The sequence below is a fragment of the Companilactobacillus nuruki genome (assembly GCF_002872255.1).
GTDB lineage: Bacteria > Bacillota > Bacilli > Lactobacillales > Lactobacillaceae > Companilactobacillus > Companilactobacillus nuruki.
The window spans coordinates 1-16,719 of sequence record NZ_NIPR01000028.1; the positions used below are offsets into that span (position 1 = coordinate 1).

General features: G+C 34.3%; 16 protein-coding genes. 4 read left to right on the forward strand and 12 right to left on the reverse strand.

What is annotated here, in order from left to right; genetic code table 11:
- Positions 1–260 precede the first annotated feature (260 nt).
- The 4 genes from CBP76_RS08040 to nagB form a co-directional block, all read right to left on the reverse strand.
- Entirely contained in the window at positions 261–707 is a 447-nt protein-coding gene (locus CBP76_RS08040) for a MerR family transcriptional regulator (RefSeq protein ID WP_102196387.1), read from the reverse strand.
- A gap of 12 nt (positions 708–719) precedes the next feature.
- Positions 720–1,196 (reverse strand): RpiB/LacA/LacB family sugar-phosphate isomerase, encoded by a 477-nt coding sequence (locus tag CBP76_RS08045; RefSeq protein WP_102196388.1) that lies wholly within the window; start codon positions 1,194–1,196, stop codon positions 720–722.
- Between the two features lie 146 nt (positions 1,197–1,342).
- A complete protein-coding gene (locus CBP76_RS08050; RefSeq protein WP_102196389.1) occupies positions 1,343–2,716 on the reverse strand; it encodes an APC family permease in 1,374 nt (457 codons plus the stop codon).
- Positions 2,717–2,857: 141 nt separating this feature from the next.
- Positions 2,858–3,562: a glucosamine-6-phosphate deaminase gene (gene nagB, locus CBP76_RS08055; RefSeq protein WP_102196390.1), complete on the reverse strand. Its 705-nt coding sequence runs from the start codon at positions 3,560–3,562 to the stop codon at positions 2,858–2,860.
- 181 nt (positions 3,563–3,743) lie between these two features.
- Between nagB and CBP76_RS08060 the strand changes: the two genes are divergently transcribed.
- Positions 3,744–4,592, forward strand: coding sequence for an alpha/beta fold hydrolase (locus CBP76_RS08060; RefSeq protein WP_102196391.1), 849 nt, complete (start codon positions 3,744–3,746; stop codon positions 4,590–4,592).
- Between the two features lie 45 nt (positions 4,593–4,637).
- Positions 4,638–4,958 (forward strand): MazG nucleotide pyrophosphohydrolase domain-containing protein, encoded by a 321-nt coding sequence (locus CBP76_RS08065; protein WP_102196392.1) that lies wholly within the window; start codon positions 4,638–4,640, stop codon positions 4,956–4,958.
- A gap of 25 nt (positions 4,959–4,983) precedes the next feature.
- Here the strand turns inward: CBP76_RS08065 and CBP76_RS08070 are convergent, their stop codons facing one another.
- Positions 4,984–5,514 (reverse strand): hypothetical protein, encoded by a 531-nt coding sequence (locus tag CBP76_RS08070; RefSeq protein ID WP_102196393.1) that lies wholly within the window; start codon positions 5,512–5,514, stop codon positions 4,984–4,986.
- A 150-nt stretch (positions 5,515–5,664) separates the two neighbouring features.
- Here CBP76_RS08070 and CBP76_RS08075 point away from each other — a divergent pair, with 150 nt between their 5' ends.
- Positions 5,665–6,219 carry a cysteine hydrolase family protein gene (locus CBP76_RS08075; RefSeq protein WP_102196394.1) on the forward strand — a complete coding sequence of 185 codons (555 nt, stop codon included), beginning with the start codon at positions 5,665–5,667 and terminating at the stop codon, positions 6,217–6,219.
- A gap of 16 nt (positions 6,220–6,235) precedes the next feature.
- Here CBP76_RS08075 and CBP76_RS08080 read toward each other — a convergent pair whose 3' ends face one another.
- Positions 6,236–8,269, reverse strand: a complete 2,034-nt coding sequence (locus CBP76_RS08080; protein WP_102196395.1) for a KUP/HAK/KT family potassium transporter — start codon at positions 8,267–8,269, stop codon at positions 6,236–6,238.
- A gap of 179 nt (positions 8,270–8,448) precedes the next feature.
- On the opposite strand from CBP76_RS08080, the gene CBP76_RS08085 reads away from it, so the two are divergent.
- Positions 8,449–9,615, forward strand: a complete 1,167-nt coding sequence (locus CBP76_RS08085; RefSeq protein WP_102196396.1) for an ammonium transporter — start codon at positions 8,449–8,451, stop codon at positions 9,613–9,615.
- A 93-nt stretch (positions 9,616–9,708) separates the two neighbouring features.
- Here CBP76_RS08085 and CBP76_RS08090 read toward each other — a convergent pair whose 3' ends face one another.
- The 6 genes from CBP76_RS08090 to CBP76_RS08115 form a co-directional block, all read right to left on the reverse strand.
- Positions 9,709–10,494, reverse strand: a complete 786-nt coding sequence (locus CBP76_RS08090) for a DUF1003 domain-containing protein (protein WP_102196397.1) — start codon at positions 10,492–10,494, stop codon at positions 9,709–9,711.
- A gap of 131 nt (positions 10,495–10,625) precedes the next feature.
- Positions 10,626–11,813 carry an NAD(P)/FAD-dependent oxidoreductase gene (locus tag CBP76_RS08095; protein WP_102196398.1) on the reverse strand — a complete coding sequence of 396 codons (1,188 nt, stop codon included), beginning with the start codon at positions 11,811–11,813 and terminating at the stop codon, positions 10,626–10,628.
- 82 nt (positions 11,814–11,895) lie between these two features.
- The gene (locus CBP76_RS08100) at positions 11,896–13,044 is read right to left on the reverse strand and encodes a cation:proton antiporter (protein WP_102196399.1); all 1,149 of its coding nucleotides are present in this window, start codon (positions 13,042–13,044) and stop codon (positions 11,896–11,898) included.
- Positions 13,045–13,053: 9 nt separating this feature from the next.
- Positions 13,054–13,641, reverse strand: coding sequence for a TetR/AcrR family transcriptional regulator (locus CBP76_RS08105; RefSeq protein ID WP_102196400.1), 588 nt, complete (start codon positions 13,639–13,641; stop codon positions 13,054–13,056).
- A gap of 130 nt (positions 13,642–13,771) precedes the next feature.
- Positions 13,772–14,704, reverse strand: a complete 933-nt coding sequence (locus CBP76_RS08110; RefSeq protein ID WP_102196401.1) for a glycosyltransferase family 2 protein — start codon at positions 14,702–14,704, stop codon at positions 13,772–13,774.
- Positions 14,705–14,766: 62 nt separating this feature from the next.
- Positions 14,767–16,674 (reverse strand): coiled-coil domain-containing protein, encoded by a 1,908-nt coding sequence (locus tag CBP76_RS08115; protein WP_102196402.1) that lies wholly within the window; start codon positions 16,672–16,674, stop codon positions 14,767–14,769.
- Between the last annotated feature and the right edge of the window lie 45 nt (positions 16,675–16,719).

Sequence of the window (16,719 nt, forward strand, 5' to 3'; positions counted from 1 at the left end):
ATCAATCCGCGAAGGGCAATTGCAATAAATCTGCTGAGGATGTAACATATTTCATAAAAAATATCTCACAGCTTCCAACATTCTTGAAACCAGAGGAACTAGAAGCCTATTTACCGTGGAACTTTAAATCATCACGATTGAAAACGACTAACGAAGATAATCAAAAAATCGCCGCATAAATGAACACACAAAATCATCCGCATTCTCAAATGAGAGTACGGATGATTTTTTATTTTTCAATACGGTCAGTTATTAGGTGCTTACAATAATTCATCAATTAATTCATTTAGAGGGACATGGTTCTCTGGCAAGTTGTTTTTACCGGTAACAGCTTTCTCGGTACCAGCTTTAACTGCTTTTTTATAATATTCTATTTTATGATCGATTTTTTGTAGATTCCGTAATGATTCACCTATTTGGTTGATGACAACTTCTTTTTGATTTTCAAATAATGCTAGACGTTGATTAAGAGTGTTATCTCCATCCATACAACATTGAACAAAATTGCGAATTTCATTTAATGGCATTCCAGTACCTTTGAGACAAGTTATTACTGATAGAAAATTCAGATCAGAATCGGTGAATTCCCTTCTACCACTGGCTTCGTTTCTTTTCACAAATGGAGTTAAACCCATTTTATCGTAATATCTAAGTGTATAAATTGAGATGCCACTTTTTTCTGCAACGGTACCAATGGAATATGTCATTATGAAATTCTCCTAATTGTTGTTGATTTTATTGATATTTTTTTCAACCTTTTGAACATTTTGTAAAGCCTTCTGCAAAAACTCAGGATCAGCTTCAGAGAATCCCTTTGAAAAGGGAGTTTCTAAAAATACATCAACCATTTGTTTAGCTAGGTAGGGGGTTATGATAATCCCACCCATAGCCAGAATATTTGAATTGTTGATTATACGCGATAAACGAGCTGTTTCTATACTTTCACATAAAGCACTATAGGCTCCAGTAAATTTATTTGCAACAATATTTACGCCCATACCTGTACCACAAAAAATAAATCCACGATCAAATTCTTTATTTGAAACTCTTTGACCAACTTCAAATCCAACATCAAAGTAATCATTATCATTGGTTGGTGAAATATCCACCACTTCAAAATTTTTACTTAATAGATATTTTTTGATGCTTTCTTTCAATTCATAGCCTAATGGATCAGCACCCATAATTATTTTCATATTATAGTTTCCTTTCAAATCTGTATATTTATTAGAACGAAAGTTAGTATATTTGATAGAGCTAACTCTAGGTCAATAGATTTTTTATGTTTTTAAAAAATAAAATATTAAAAAAAGAGCCTAAAAGTCGAAAGACTTTTAGGCTCTTAATTTACTTTTCGATATCCATAGACAAAATAAACTACTACGCCGATAAAGAACCAACCGATAAAAGTGATCCATGAATTAATACTAACCTGTGTCATGAGTAGGACACAGAGGATAACTGAGATGATCGGTAACCAAGGATAAAATGGAACTTTAAAATCACTGTGAGGGACATCTGTTCTGTGTCGTAATTTGATAATACCTGAAGCAACGAATGTGAACGATACGAGTGTGCCAATATTAACTAAACTAGTTAATTCTTTTAACGATACAAAGCCACCCAGCAATACAGCTAAGATAGTGATCGTATTCAAAGAAAGAATTGGCATTTTAGCTGTTTCATCGATTTTTCCAAAAGCAGTTGGAATCATTCCATCACGACCTAAGGCATAGATCAAACGTGATCCACCATAGACTGTATTAAGCATCATTGTAAACATCCCCGCTAAGGCACCAATTGTGATTAGAAAAGCAATTTTGCCTAATTTAACGTAGTTCAAGGCATAAACAACGGGGTCTGCGAAATTTAGATCTTTGTAGTTGACCATTCCGGTTAAGACAGCTGAAAGGATCACATAAAGAACCGCACAAATTGCTAAAGAAACCATAATACTAATTGGGATGTTTTTCTGTGGGTCTTTAACCTCAGGTGCAGAAGATGGGATAACATCAAACCCCAGGTAAGCGAAGAAGACTAAGGCAGCACCCTTAATTACACCGAAACCACCCATAGGAAAATAAGGATGATAGTTGACAGGTTTGATGTAAAAGATTCCTACGCCAATAAAAGTTAGTACAACTGCTATTTTTACGAATACCATAATTGTATTCATTCTGGTCGAGGCTTGAATACCTCTTCTAAGTAGCAGATAAATTAAAATCAACACGATAACTGAGGGTAAATTAATAAATGAACCGTTACTTGGCTCTAAGGGGCCGATAATGGCTTTTGGCAGGACGATCCCAAAACTATTCACGAGACTAACGAAGTAAGCTGAGAAGCCAGAAGAGACCGCTGAAACGCCTAAGATATACTCTAGGCAAAGTGCCCAACCGATCAACCAACCGGGAAATTGTCCAAAAATAATACTGCCATATGAATAAGTGCTACCAGCCACTGGAAAAGTTGACGATAATTCCGCAAAGCACATAGCCGTTAAAATACAGACAATGGCTGATAAGATAAAGGAGATTGTGATACTGGGTCCGGAGGTACTGTAAGCTACTATTCCGGGAAGAATAAAAATACCAGTGCCAATAATGGCACCTATTCCCATAGAAATTAAATTTCCCCGAGTTAAAGTTTTTTCAAAATGTGAATCACCAGCTACAAATTGATTGAAGTCGGCTTTTTTAAATAATTTTTCTTTCATAATTACCCACCTAAAATAAAAACACAACCTAACTAGATTAAGGTTGCAAAGAAGATTTTGTCAATAAAAAAACGTAAATTAATAGCCATTAAATTGGTTATTAATTTACGTCATTAAGTGATACATGAAGAGACTTGGTAATTATTTAAGTTTTGAGGCAGCAGCTTCGTCAACAATGATTGTTACATCAGGATGGTTTTGTAATGCACTTGCTGGGCAATCTTCAGTAACAGGTCCATCAACTGTAGCGGCAATAGCATCAGCCTTGTTCTCACCATAAGCTAGAAGAATGATCTTCTTAGCTTTCATGATTGAGCCAATACCCATTGAATAGGCGAAGCGTGGCACATCTTTTTCATCTTCAAAGAAACGTGTGTTAGCTTCGATTGTTGATTCTGTCAAACCAACTTTTCTTGTTGTACCGTCGAAAGGAGAACCTGGTTCGTTGAAACCAATGTGTCCGTTTCTACCAATGCCAAGGATTTGTAAGTCAATAGGATTTTCTTCAATAATCTTGTCATAAGCCTTTGTAGCAGCTTCTGCATCAGGATTTGAACCATCAGGAACATATGAATTTTTGAAAGGTTTCTTGTTGAATAGATGTTCGTTCATAAAATAGTGATAGCTTTGTTCGTTTGTTGGTTCTAGTCCAACATATTCATCCAAGTTAACTGATGTCATGTTCGAAAAGTCGATATCGCTACTTGTCATTTCGTTGTAAAGTGTGATAGGACTGCTACCTGTAGCTAAGCCTAAAACCTTAGCACCATTTTCGATATCGTCTTTAACAATCTTGAAGGCTTCTTTTCCACCCATTTGTGTATCATTAACTTTAATTATATTCATTAGTATTAATCTCCCATCTCTGTCTTTCTGGTCTAGTCCAATCTAATGCATTTTTAGTGAATTGTCAATAAAATACCTCCATTAAATAAAAATATTTTAAAATTTGCTATAAACAATGCAAAATCTTCACAAGTTAGGTATATTTTTTAATAAGAGTAAAAACTAAAGAGGCAGAATAAATTTGGAAAAGATATTATCTACATCTGAGGGTAGTGTAAATACAAACTTAATCGGGTCAATCGATAGTGATAACATTATCGTTCTTGTTCCTGGTCTTAACGGTTCGTTAGAGTATTTCAATGAAATAATTCCCTATTTAAAAGACAAATATACGATCGTAGCACTTGATTTACTAGGACAAGGTAAGTCAGCTAAAGCTAAAAATGATCATTATACAATCGATGCTGAAGCATGGAATATGTTAGAAGGTATAGCTCGTTTGAAGATAACTAGAAATCTAGTGATCTTCGGCTATGGAGTAGGTGGCTTGATAGCCGTCAATATGGCTGAATTGCGTGGCTTTACGATTTCAAAATTAATTTTACTAAATACTCCGGCTAATGATAAGTATGCTGACATGGACGCTTCGTCTGCTGTGGCAAGTATTCCTTTATTTGGCAAATTAGCTAAATCACCAGTTAAGTCCGCAAAATTCTTTGATAAGAATTTTGATCGTAGCAGTTTAAAGAATCCCAAAATAGTCGATAATGCGGCTAATATGGTTGATCATAAAACTAGCAAAATGCTACAAAAGATGCCTTTGGATTATTTGGAAGAAAAGGCATTAAATAAACGACTACGTGCTGTTAAGATTCCTACTTTGGCATTGTTTGCTGATGGGGATCAGATTCTAACTGAAAATGGAATCAAAGACGCTAAGGCTTCGATTGGGCGAGTTCCAGACTTGCAGATCGAGGATATTAAGGGTGCAGGTCATTTGGCTATGTTAGAAAAACCTGAAGAAATTGCCCAAAAGATCATTGAGTTTGATGAAACAACTGTTAAAAAAGAAGAAAATAGTGAAGATTAAGACATCTCAAAATTTTGGGATGCCTTTTTATATGGAGGAAGAACCTTGAAACTACAGGAACACCAACAATGGTTAGTGGATTTTTATAAGAAAAGAAATTGGTATCAGTATTCACCATTTGTTCATTTGAATTTTTTGACTGAGGAGGTTGGGGAATTATCCCGAGCCGTCAGAGCTATTGAAATTGGTCGTGATCATCCAGGTGAGACGCAAAAGAATCAAGCTGAGTTGGATTATAATCTTAAAGAAGAACTAGCTGATGTAATGGATCAATTATTAGTGATCAGTAGTGTTTATGGGATCAAACCGGAAGAATTGTTACAACAGAGTGAAGATAAGTTGAAAAAGAGATTCAAAAAAGAGTAGTCATTTGACTACTCTTTTTTGATGATTATTTAGTTTTGACAACTTTAATTATGTCTCGAGTTTTTTGGGAACTGGCAACGGGGATAAACTTTTTGCCGTCCTGATAGACAAATTGGATAACGTCATAATTATTATTCAATTTTTTAGCTTGGTCAGAAATTATTTTCTGGATAGAGTGAACGTAATTTTTTTGATCGTCTGAGGCTTGATTATTTTGGACCGCCTCGTATGAAGCTTTGAGGTATTTTTGAGTTTGTTTATCAATTAGTTTAACAACGATAACAGAATGAGGTTGTTTGCTGGTGCTGTCATTGATGTTATTTTCCTGTTTGATAGTCACGACTTTACCATTTTGATTAAACCTTTGGTCTAGATTCTTTTTGATGGTCGTGTATTTTGAGATGGTTGGTGTAGAATTGGTTGTCTTCGGTTGTGAAATTGGTTTGTTTGTAGGTTTCAAAGTGAAAAAGGACAGTAAGACAGCAAAAATAATTACTCCAATAATTGAGAAAATTAGATATTTTTTGTTGAAAGATCCCCGTTGTTTTTTATGCATAATTTATGCCCCTAGTTGGATGATTATTAGGGCGATTATAACATATTTCTTTTATTGAAATATGTAATGAAAACCTTATTAATTGACTTGTAGATATTTCTTTTGAATACTTTCACTATAACCAAATAAAAGAAGAAAGTAGGAATTACTATGTCTTCAAACCAAGCGCTATTGATTATCGATTATACGAATGATTTTGTTGCTGATAAGGGAGCATTAACTTGCGGAAAACCAGGACAGATAATTGAACCAAAGATTCTAGAGTTAGCTGAAAAGATGCGTCAAAATGGAGATTGGGTTTGGTTACCAACGGATGTTCATAAGCCGAATGATCCTTATCATCCAGAGACCAAATTATTTCCGACACATAATGTCCAAGGAACCTGGGGCAGACAATTATATGGTGAGTTGAAACCATGGTTTGAAAATCATAACGATAACGAGCAGGTGAAATTATTTGATAAGACCCGTTATAGCGCCTTTGCGGGAACAGATTTAGACCTTAGGTTACGAGAAAGAAATATTGATACATTACATCTAGTTGGTGTTTGTACCGATATTTGTGTCTTGCATACGGCCATTGATGCTTATAATTTAAACTATAAGTTGGTGATTCATGAACAAGGCGTGGCTTCGTTTAATCAAGCAGGTCACGAATGGGCTTTGAGTCATTTTAAAAATAGTTTAGGTGCTGATGTAAGGTAGCAAAAAAAAGAAGCCATTAGGCTTCTTTTTTTGGTTTAATATTATTTTCAATTTTACCTTCGGTTAAATATTGATCCCCATGACTTCCAAGGAAAAGAGGAACCTTTTCCTCAACAACATCGCTAAATTCTAAACCATACCAAAGTGCTGGAGGCAAAGTAATATTTTGGAGTAGCAGGCGACCGCCGATTAAGAATCTATCTAGGCTCCCCATATAATCCTGAGCGCCGAGGTCTTGAAATTGTTGATTTTGAATGACGAACTTGAATGATCCTACCCGACGTTTGGGAACCATTGAATAAGTTGGGGTTTGATCATCAATAATACCTTGATCTAATAAACTATTAATGATTTGACGGATATAAATGTTAACATGCTGTGATTTTTTGAATCCCAAATTTAATTTAACATTTACGACATTTCTTGTGTTCATCATATCAATTGAATAATTACATTCATAAGGAGCGCTAGTTTGATTGACAGTAACGAACCAATAAACCTTAGCTCGTTTGGGATCTTGATCCAGGATCGAGTAAATAACTGATCGTTTAATAGAATAATTTTCTCCTACTTTGATCATATAAACTAAATTAGTAGCATAAGTTGGAATAGATGGATCTTTGCTAAGTTTTTCTAATTGAGGAATAAAATCTAGAAGTGAAACATTCTCGCTCTCAGCCATATAAGCATCACGTCTTTTATTACCAAAATACCAAACTACCATTATAGCTAAAATTGCAACGGTAATTATAACGGTGATATAACCGCCATGAATGAATTTAATTAGACTGGATAGAAGGAATAAACTTTCGAGTATAAAGAAGGTTATTAAAAAGATATTTGCGATGAAGGGGTGCTTTTTCATAATCAGGAATTGGTGAAGCAACAAAGTAGTCATTAGCATAGTTAAAGTAATTGCTAATCCATAGGCGGCTTCCATATGATCTGATGTTTGAAAACCCCAGACGATACTAACTGTAATGACACAGAGCATCCAATTTATAGCTCTAATGTAGAGTTGGCTTTGGACTTTACCAGGGAAATTAACCTTTAGTCGTGGTAGGATTTTTAATCCGATTGCTTCTTGAACCAGAGTAAAAGATCCGGTAATTAAGGCTTGTGAAGCAATAATCGCTGCAAAAGTAGCAATTACAATCGCAAAAATTTTGAATTCACTTGGTAACATTTCGTAAAAGGGATTGATCCCAGCAATGTTATTGAATTGACTATTTTGATAATTATTGATTACCCAGGCAGCTTGTCCTAAGTAATTTAACATCAGCATAGTGTAGACGAATGGCCAAGTAGCGTAAATGTTATGTTTTCCAACTTGGCCCATATCAGAATAAAGTGCCTCAGCACCAGTTGTAGCTAGAAAAACACTACCAAGAATAAAAATACCGACTTTATTTACTGGACTGAAAAGTACCTTTATGGCATAAACTGGTGACAATGCTTTGAGAACGCCCCAATCATTAGTCATATTCAATAAACCAGCTAAACCGATGAAACTAAACCAGATCAACATGATTGGACCAAATGAACGTCCAATTTTTTCGGTACCAAATTTTTGAATAATAAAAATTGTTAACAGAATAACAGTAACAATAATTAGAACGGTTGATTGTTTGTTGGAAAAGATAATATTTCCAAACTTTTGTCCTTTGATACCCTCAATGGCTGAGGTAACAGTCACTGCGGGTGTTAAGGTCCCATCAGCTAATAATGCTGAACCACCAATTAATGCAGGAATAATCAACCATTTTCCCTTGGAGCGAACCAAGGCATACAAGGCAAAAATACCACCTTCATCATTATTGTCAGCCTTCATAGCAATTAAGACGTATTTTACGGTGGTAATCAGCATTAAGGTCCAAAAGATTAAGGAAACACTACCGAGGATATATTCAGGCTTGGCATCTGCCATAGTTCCAGCGCCGTTAATGATTGAGTTCATAACATAAAGAGGCGAGGTTCCGATGTCTCCATAGACGATACCAAGGGTAATCAGCATACCTAAGGTAGATAATGATGATCTTCTCTTTTCCATGATGGTCTCCTTTGATATAGGAAATGAATCTATTTATAACAATGTCTATTATAGTTTGTTAAACAATATTTAAAAATATTTATGACTTTTTATAATTCAAATTGGTATACATGTAATAAAAGATGTAATACAATATCAAAAATAAAGAGGAAACTAATAAAGAAAAGAATGTGGTCCGTATGAATACTGTATTTATGATTCTTTCAACTATATTGGTATGGTTGATGATACCAGGAATAGCTATTTTCTATAGTGGCTTTGTGCCAACTCGTGATGTAAGTAGAATTTTATTTGATAGCTTTCTAATGTTTGGTTTAGCAGGGTTATTGTGGATTTTGATAGGTTTTTCGATGTCTTTTGAAGGTAATTTTTGGGGCATTATTGGTAATTTTAGACATCTATTCTTATCAGGGGTGGACATGTCGTCTACTTATGGAACAACAGGGTTACCAACCGGAGTTTATTTATTGTTTCAGATGATGTTTGCTATTTTAACACCAGCACTTTTCTTAGGAGCAGTTGCTAGTCGAGTTAGAATTAGATTTATTATTATGTTTGTAATCCTATGGTCTTTATTGATTTATTATCCTTTAGCACATATAGTCTGGTCATCTGCCGGCTTTTTAGCTAAATTAGGTGTCTTAGATTTTGCTGGAGGTACAGTAATTCATATTGATGCTGGTATTACGGCCATGATTTTGGCGATAACACTCAGAGAACCTTACAAATATAGTGGCGAACAAGTTTTAGGAAATCCGCTCTGGATTCTTATGGGAACGATCATTCTTTGGGTAGGTTGGTATGGTTTTAACGCGGGTAGTGCATTAAATGTTAGTAGCCAAACTATTAATGCTATTTTGACTACCACAGTTGCTGCTTGTTCAGCATCGATTGCATGGATTATTTTGGAAAATACTTTTAAGGGTAAAGTAACTTTAAGCGGTATTTGTATTGGGAGTATCTGTGGCCTGGTTGGGATAACTCCTGGAACTGGTTATGTAACGGTTTTTGGTTCAGTTATTATTGGAATAGTTTCTGCCATAGGCAGTTATTATTTTATGAACCATCTTAAGTATAAATTGCATTTGAATGATTATTTAGATATTTTTGGTTGTCATGGTGTTAGTGGAATAATTGGTTCGATATGTGTTGGCCTATTTGCTACTAAATCTGTAAACGGTAATGTTTTAAACAATGGATTATTTTATGGTGGTGGATTTAGATTATTAGGTTTGCAAGTATTTGGAGTTATTTTTACAATTGTTTTTGTTTCATTGTTAGGAACAGTCATTATAGTTGGTTTAAAGAAATTCTTTAAGGGTAATATTGGAGTGGAAAGGTTATAACTAAATGTTTTAGTGCTGGTTAAAAATCATTGATATACAAAAAAGCTATGTTGACTTAATTTTGATTAAATCAATATAGCTTTTTCGTATCTATTAAATATGTTTTGTTTCGTTTTTTTGATCACGAGTTGGATGTCTAGTGTTACGGTCCCTTTTAGATTCATTGTTAGCCTTTAACGATTGGATTTCATTTTCAATTTCACTCAAAACCTCAATCTGCATTTTTTGAATATCCAAAATATGGGGCCATTGTACCTCATTTAATTGATCTAGTTTTTTGTGGAGAATACGAATTTCCATTTCAGATTTCATATTAGTTTTATAATCATTTTCAGAATCAACTCGATCACGTTCGGCTTGTCGGTTTTGACTCATCATGATGATAGGAGCCTGTATAGCGGCCAGACAGCTCAAAAATAAGTTCAGGAGTATAAATGGATAGGGATCGAAGTTAATCCCAAAGAAGTGGATTATATTGATTGTCATCCACACAACTATGATAATGCTAAAACTAATAATAAATCCCCAACTACCGCCAAATTTTGCTACGGCATCAGCCAATTTTTGTCCGGTTGTTCTTTTACTGTATACGGTGTCATTGATATTAGTAATGACATAGGTATTTTTAGCCATTTCTTTTTTTAATTCGTCGCTCATTTGTTTATCTATCTTTAAATCTTGATCGATGACAGTCTGCATACGGGAAATCCTTAATTCCTGCATATCCTTTAGGCATATAAATGATGAATCTTTTGCAAAACTATTTGTCTTTATAACTTGTGCTTTAAGAGTTTCACTTAGGTCTCTTAGGAATAAGCCTTCCATAATGGTGAAACGGTTACCACAAATTACACAAATTTGATTCTTTTTGATGGTCATAATCATACCTCCTTTAAGTGTTAACGTAAAAAGTCCCTAATTCATATTTTGAATTAGGGACTTTTACGTTAAATAGACTTTTATTTAACATTTGAGTTTAGTGGCATAAAGTAAATAATGTCTAAGACTCGTTAAATAGTTCCCTTTTTAATAGCTGTCTTAATGCCGGCGATTTCCATAATTCCACGATCGGCAGATAGATGCTTGAGTAGGGATGCTATTGGGCCTTTAAATTTAAGATTCTTATCGGTAATTTCAGCAATACCATGGTTTTGACCTAAGGATGCTACGGTTCCCATTGAATGATATACAAATGGTTTCAAATCTTTGCCATTTAAAGCGGCGGCAATGTTAAAGGCAGCGCCGGCACCTTCGGCAGTAGCCAATTGACCAGTTGTTGGGTAGGGACGTTGTTCACCCTTAGGGATCATAGCTGAATCATCACCAATAAAGTATGCTTCAGGATGATCTTCAAGGTTTAAGAATTCAGTTGTCATAACACGATTTCTTCTAGCTTCAATACCAGAATTTGTAATAACATCAGAACCACTAACACCAACAGTCCATAGAATCGTACTACCAGCTACGCTCTTTTCAGTGTCGCCATCCATATATACAACGGCCTTTGGCTCGATCTTTTTGATCTTAGCGCCTGTTAAAAGTTTGATGCCGTTCTTATCAAGATATTCAACAGCATAACTAGCTAAGTTTTCATCAAACATAGGTAGGATTCTTGTTGCCATTTCTAGGCAAGTAACCTTGATCTCAGGTACATCGTATTTAGCTTTGAGGATTTTAACAGTATCAACTAATTCACCAAGAATTTCTACGCCAGTAAATCCAGCACCACAGACGATGATACTTAAATCAGCAGGGTCTTGTGATTCTTTGTAATTAGCGATATTTTCATTTATCTTTTTATAAATATTTTGAGCTGATTCAAGATCTTGAAGGATTAGAGCATTCTCACTGGCACCCTCAAGTCCGAAGTCTTCAGAGCGGAAACCTAAGCCAACGACGATGTAATCGTAAGTAATATCGTCATGGTCAGAGAATTCAACTGTTTTATTGTCTAAATCAAGTTTGGAAACAGTTGCCTTGATGAAATTAACGTTTGAAGGAAGAACTGAACGAACATCAAAACTAATTGCGTCAGCTCTGTTAGTCCCCGCTGCAATAGTATGCAAAGCCGTTTTTTCAACGTGCTTTTCATTTTTATCAATTAAATCAATTTGAGTTCCAGCTGGTGTGTTTTTGGCCAAGTCACGAGCAGCTCTTAAACCACCATAACCAGCGCCTAGTACTAAAATATGTGCCATAATTAACCTTCTCCTTCTAGTCCAAAATTAAATGTTTACGTTATCATTATATATCCTTGAGTTGTTTAGGAGAAATCATATGCTATAAAGGATTTTTACTAATTGAGTGTTTCAGGAAAAATGGAGCTAAAATTGTAATCAAAATAATGCTGATAATAACTGCTGAATAATATTCTTCTGATAACAAATGAACTCCGTAACCAACTTGGGCTACGATCAAGGCCATCTCTCCTCTAGAGATCATACCTGAGCCAATTACATAAGAATCCTTTAGATCAAATCCAGAAATTCTTGCTCCAAATCCAGCACCTAGTAGTTTTCCAATTATACCTGTGAGGGTGAAAAGAAAAATCAACCAAAAATCATGAATAAAGCTACTGAATTCAAGATTCAATCCAATACTGATAAAAAAGATTGGAATAAAAATTGTGTAACCAATCAGCTCGATGTTATTGGTAATTTTTTCATTGTAGTCTTTAGAACTTGAAACGGCGATACCAGCTACGAAGGCACCTAAAACGGAATCTAGCTGAACCTTGTCGGCAAAAAAAGCCATAAGAAGGCAAATAACTAATGCAAAAATAGTAGGAGCGTGAGTTGCATCGAGGTACTCTGATAATTTCATTAAGTTAGGTATGATCCATTTGTGTAAAATGATTATTAATATTCCAAATATTACCCACATACCTAAGAGTAATAGGAGTTTCTCAAATGAAAAGTTGCCAGTCAATGTACCTGACATAACACTTAAAATAGAAATTGCCAAAATATCATCGGCAACCGCAGCACCGAGAATTACTGTTCCGGAGGTACTGGATAAGTAATTAAGGCTTTTTAAAACCTCGACCGAAATTGAAACAGAGGTAGCCGCAAAAACAACTGATATAAAGACACTTTCCTTTAGATTAATGCCAAAAATAAGCGCAGTTCCCAAAGTCATAGCAACTGGCAAAATAACTCCGCAGATTGCCACATTGATACTTGGGATGAGATGTTTTCTTAATAGTTTTAAATCACTTTCTAAACCAGCTAAAAACATTAAGAGAATAACACCAATATCAGCAAATAATTCTACTTCATGTGTTGGTTTTACAATATCCAAAACACCCTTGCCAAGAATTATACCCAAAATTAGTTGTCCAACAACAGCAGGTAAGTTCAGACGGTTAAAAATGTGACTAATAATTAAAGTTAAAAAAAGCATTAATGCTAAGAGGGTTATAAATTCCATGAAAAAGTCCTATTCTTTCTTAATGCCGTTGATAAAAATATTGATAACCGTTTTTAAATTAGCAATATTGCGCTTCCTTTTGGCATCGTTATATTCAATGTAAGGGAGTAACATCGTCAAAAAAGTTCCAACTTGTATGGGAATTGCTAAGTCGGATCGAAGTTGATCTTTGTGAGATTGGAAAATATTGAAAAGAATTTTGTAATAGCCACCATCCCAATTTTTGCTGAGATCACGACGTTCTTCATCGGTAAAGAAGTTTTCAATATCGTTTCGCATCACAAAATAATTGATACGAAAATTTTCAATCATAAATTGTGATATATAAATTAATAATTCTTCAAAAGGAAGGTCTTTATTCTGTTTATACGCCTCTAGTAATTTATCGCTGAAACCACTGACAGCGTATTCAATAGATTTTATATAAAGAACCTTTTTATTTTTATAGTAGTGATACATGTTAGGTTGTGTAATATTGAGTTCTTGAGCTATCTTACGGGTTGAGGTTGCCTGATATCCCTGGGAGAGGAACATTTCAGCAGCTACTTTAAGAATTGCATTTTTTGTATTTTCGGCTTGTTGGTCTCTTGCATTCATTTTTTATCCATCCCTTGTTTATTCGTATACCATTATATATTAATGTACGCGGGTTAATATGTATTTTGGAAGTAAAAAACAGTTGTTTTAACGTACTTACTTAAATAAAGTCACGTTAAAACAACTGTTATTATTTCTTATCCTTAACGATATAGATTGGACGCTTCTTAACTTCTAGGAAGATTTTACCAATATACTCTCCTAAAATACCAATACTTAATAGTTGAATACCACCAATTAAAAGAATAATTGAAACCAATGAAGCCCAACCATTTACGCTGCTAAGAGGATTGATAAACTTTCTAATAATAATACCAATGATAGCAATAATAGAGGTAATTGAGAAAATGGTTCCCATCCAAGTGGCAAACATCAAGGGGCCTTCTGAAAAGTCTACAATACCAGTAATAGCGTATTTCAATAGTTTCCAAAAGTTCCAAGAAGTTGTTCCAGCTGAACGTTCGCGGTTTTTATAAGGTAAGTACTTAGTTTTGAAACCAACCCAACTGAAAATACCCTTAGAAAAGCGATTATATTCGGTCATTGATTTGATGGCTTCAACCATTTGACGAGTCATTAAACGGTAGTCTCTAGCGCCAGGAATAATTTTAGTTTGTGACATTTTGTTTATTACTTTATAAAATCCTTCGGAGAAGAAAGAAATTATTTTATTTTCACCTTCGCGGTCCATACGAGCAGTACCTACACAGTCGTATTCACCATCTTCTAACATATCAAACATTTCGGGTAACATTTCAGGTGGATCTTGAAGATCAACATCCATAACGGCAGTATAATCACCAGTTACCGAGTTTAAACCAGCATATAAAGCTGCTTCTTTACCAAAATTACGTGAGAATGAAATAAAATGAACTTCATCACTGTGTTCTTTTTGTAAATCTTTCAGAATAGAATAAGTTTTATCTTTTGAACCATCATCTATGAACCAATATTCAAAATTAAATTTATTGGTCTCTTCTTTTAGTTTAGTCATAGCATCATAGTAAATATTGATAGTTTCTTCTTCGTTAAAACATGGAACGATAAGAGATATAGTCTTCATAGTATTTTTCGCTTTCACAATAATTAGAAAAAAACACTCATAAATGAGCGTTTTAAATTAAATTAAATTTTTAATGATTCTGGAAGAGATAATGTGCCATTACTTGAAGTATTGATGACACTAACACTAATGTCGCGATTCGTCTTATTTTCAATTGCGTGAAGATCATCATCAGTCTGAACAAAAACATCTTTGATATCGGCATTCTTATCAAGCAAATCAATAACAGCATCAATATTCTTAACAACATCTTGAAGAAGAAGAAGAGTGTTATCGCTAGAAATATTGTTTACACTCACAATTAATTGATATAACAAGTCAGAGTTGTTACCGACAAATACGGAATTTTCAGTATTTGGAGAAATGCTCTTAAGCCACCAAGTAATTAATTCTGATTTTTCATTGAAATCTTGTTCTAGTAGGCCGTTTTTATCAAATAGTTGATAACTAACTGGTTGATTCTTTTCAAAGATAACTGTTAGAACAATTGAGCCATCAGTTCTGTAGAAGTTTTGTTCTGAAAGTTCTTTATTTTTATTAAAGTTTTGAGTTGATGACAATTGGCCATCAGCATTGTAGATGTTAGTTTTTACGATTTGATCATTTTTGTAATAATTGATCTTATCAATAACTTTTTCAAAGTATTCGACAGTCATAAGTAAGGTCTGCTTTTGATCGTAAATAAATGTATCTTGAGATTCAACATCAGTTCTGGTTACCCAACCATCATTTTCAGGGATAGCGACCTTCTTGTCAGTAGGATTAGGACTAGATTGAAGTTGATCAAAAAGATTAACAACATTAGGAATTGGTAAATGTTCAGCCTTGGCTTTTTCGTCGATAATTTCATGAATATGATTGCTGTAGAAGGTTGAAACAACTGTGGCTGGCTTTTGAAGTTTTGTTTCAAGATAATTAATCATACCGAAGAGGTCATTTTTGGCAGCATTAGAAAAATCATCAATAGCAATATAGTATTCTTTGTCTTTATCAAGATAGACATCACGAACTAAGTATGCTGAATGGAAAACATCTTTGATGTATTTGCTAATGTAATCAATATTTTGATTGACTTCAGCCAATTCACCGTCAATTTTACTATGTTCTTCGCCCAAGCTTTGGATGTGGCGTTCCAATCCAGCAATTGTTTCAATGCGATAGTTATGGTCACTCTTCATCTTATCTTCGATTTCGTTAGCCTTTTGCTTGAAATCATTAATTTGATTGTTGACCTCACTAATATTACTATTAAGACTGTCAGCGTTACCATTTAATTTGGTAATGCTTTCTTGAAGGTCATTGATCTGGCCCTTTAAGTCTTTTCTTTGATCATAAAGTGTGTTGATAGAATTCTTTTGATCTTCCATCAAAACAAGCATCTTTTGCAAGTCTTTTTCTTCTTTAATTGAATCAGACATATCAGCTTCAGATTGTTCGTTCTTTGCAAGATCGTTTTGAAGAGATTCTAATTTAGCTGTTTTAGTATTGATTTCTGAATTCAATTTGCTCAAATCAGATTGTAAATCGGCAAGATGTTTTTCTTGTTCTTTACGATCAGCATTTACGCTTGCGAGATGCTCTTTAGCAGCATCATCGTTTTGAGCTTTTGTATCGGCAAGTTTGTCGTTTGATTCTTTTTCATCACGCTTTAAAGTTTTTAGATAATTATCTAAGGTATCCTTCTTAGCTTCAAAATCGTCTTTTTCAGTGAAAAGATTTGTTTTTAGATCATTTCTTAACTGCGCATATTGATGGGATAAATCATTCATCTGTTCTTCAATATTTAAGCGTTTGTCATGAACTGACACAGGAAGATTTTCCTCTTTCTTGGCAGGTTGAGAAACGTTGTCAGAATCTGAATTTTCAGTGTTTTGTTTCATGTTTTCATCCTTCTCAGGAGATTTAGGAGCGGGTGTTGAGGTAGGCTCTGGTTTCTCATCAATTTTACGTAGCATGTCTAAAAATTTCACGAATGAATTCCCCCATAAAAAGACTTATAATAGTTACTAAAGAGT

What these genes read in the sequence shown, in the direction of transcription:
- CBP76_RS08040 (WP_102196387.1), bottom strand. Translation starts at nt 707, where the DNA reads ATGACATATTCCATTGGTACCGTTGCAGAAAAAAGTGGCATCTCAATT.
- CBP76_RS08045 (WP_102196388.1), bottom strand. Translation starts at nt 1,196, where the DNA reads ATGAAAATAATTATGGGTGCTGATCCATTAGGCTATGAATTGAAAGAA.
- CBP76_RS08050 (WP_102196389.1), bottom strand. Translation starts at nt 2,716, where the DNA reads ATGAAAGAAAAATTATTTAAAAAAGCCGACTTCAATCAATTTGTAGCT.
- nagB (WP_102196390.1), bottom strand. Translation starts at nt 3,562, where the DNA reads ATGAATATAATTAAAGTTAATGATACACAAATGGGTGGAAAAGAAGCC.
- CBP76_RS08070 (WP_102196393.1), bottom strand. Translation starts at nt 5,514, where the DNA reads ATGCATAAAAAACAACGGGGATCTTTCAACAAAAAATATCTAATTTTC.
- CBP76_RS08075 (WP_102196394.1), top strand. Translation starts at nt 5,665, where the DNA reads ATGTCTTCAAACCAAGCGCTATTGATTATCGATTATACGAATGATTTT.
- CBP76_RS08080 (WP_102196395.1), bottom strand. Translation starts at nt 8,269, where the DNA reads ATGGAAAAGAGAAGATCATCATTATCTACCTTAGGTATGCTGATTACC.
- CBP76_RS08085 (WP_102196396.1), top strand. Translation starts at nt 8,449, where the DNA reads ATGAATACTGTATTTATGATTCTTTCAACTATATTGGTATGGTTGATG.
- CBP76_RS08090 (WP_102196397.1), bottom strand. Translation starts at nt 10,494, where the DNA reads ATGACCATCAAAAAGAATCAAATTTGTGTAATTTGTGGTAACCGTTTC.
- CBP76_RS08095 (WP_102196398.1), bottom strand. Translation starts at nt 11,813, where the DNA reads ATGGCACATATTTTAGTACTAGGCGCTGGTTATGGTGGTTTAAGAGCT.
- CBP76_RS08100 (WP_102196399.1), bottom strand. Translation starts at nt 13,044, where the DNA reads ATGGAATTTATAACCCTCTTAGCATTAATGCTTTTTTTAACTTTAATT.
- CBP76_RS08105 (WP_102196400.1), bottom strand. Translation starts at nt 13,641, where the DNA reads ATGAATGCAAGAGACCAACAAGCCGAAAATACAAAAAATGCAATTCTT.
- CBP76_RS08110 (WP_102196401.1), bottom strand. Translation starts at nt 14,704, where the DNA reads ATGAAGACTATATCTCTTATCGTTCCATGTTTTAACGAAGAAGAAACT.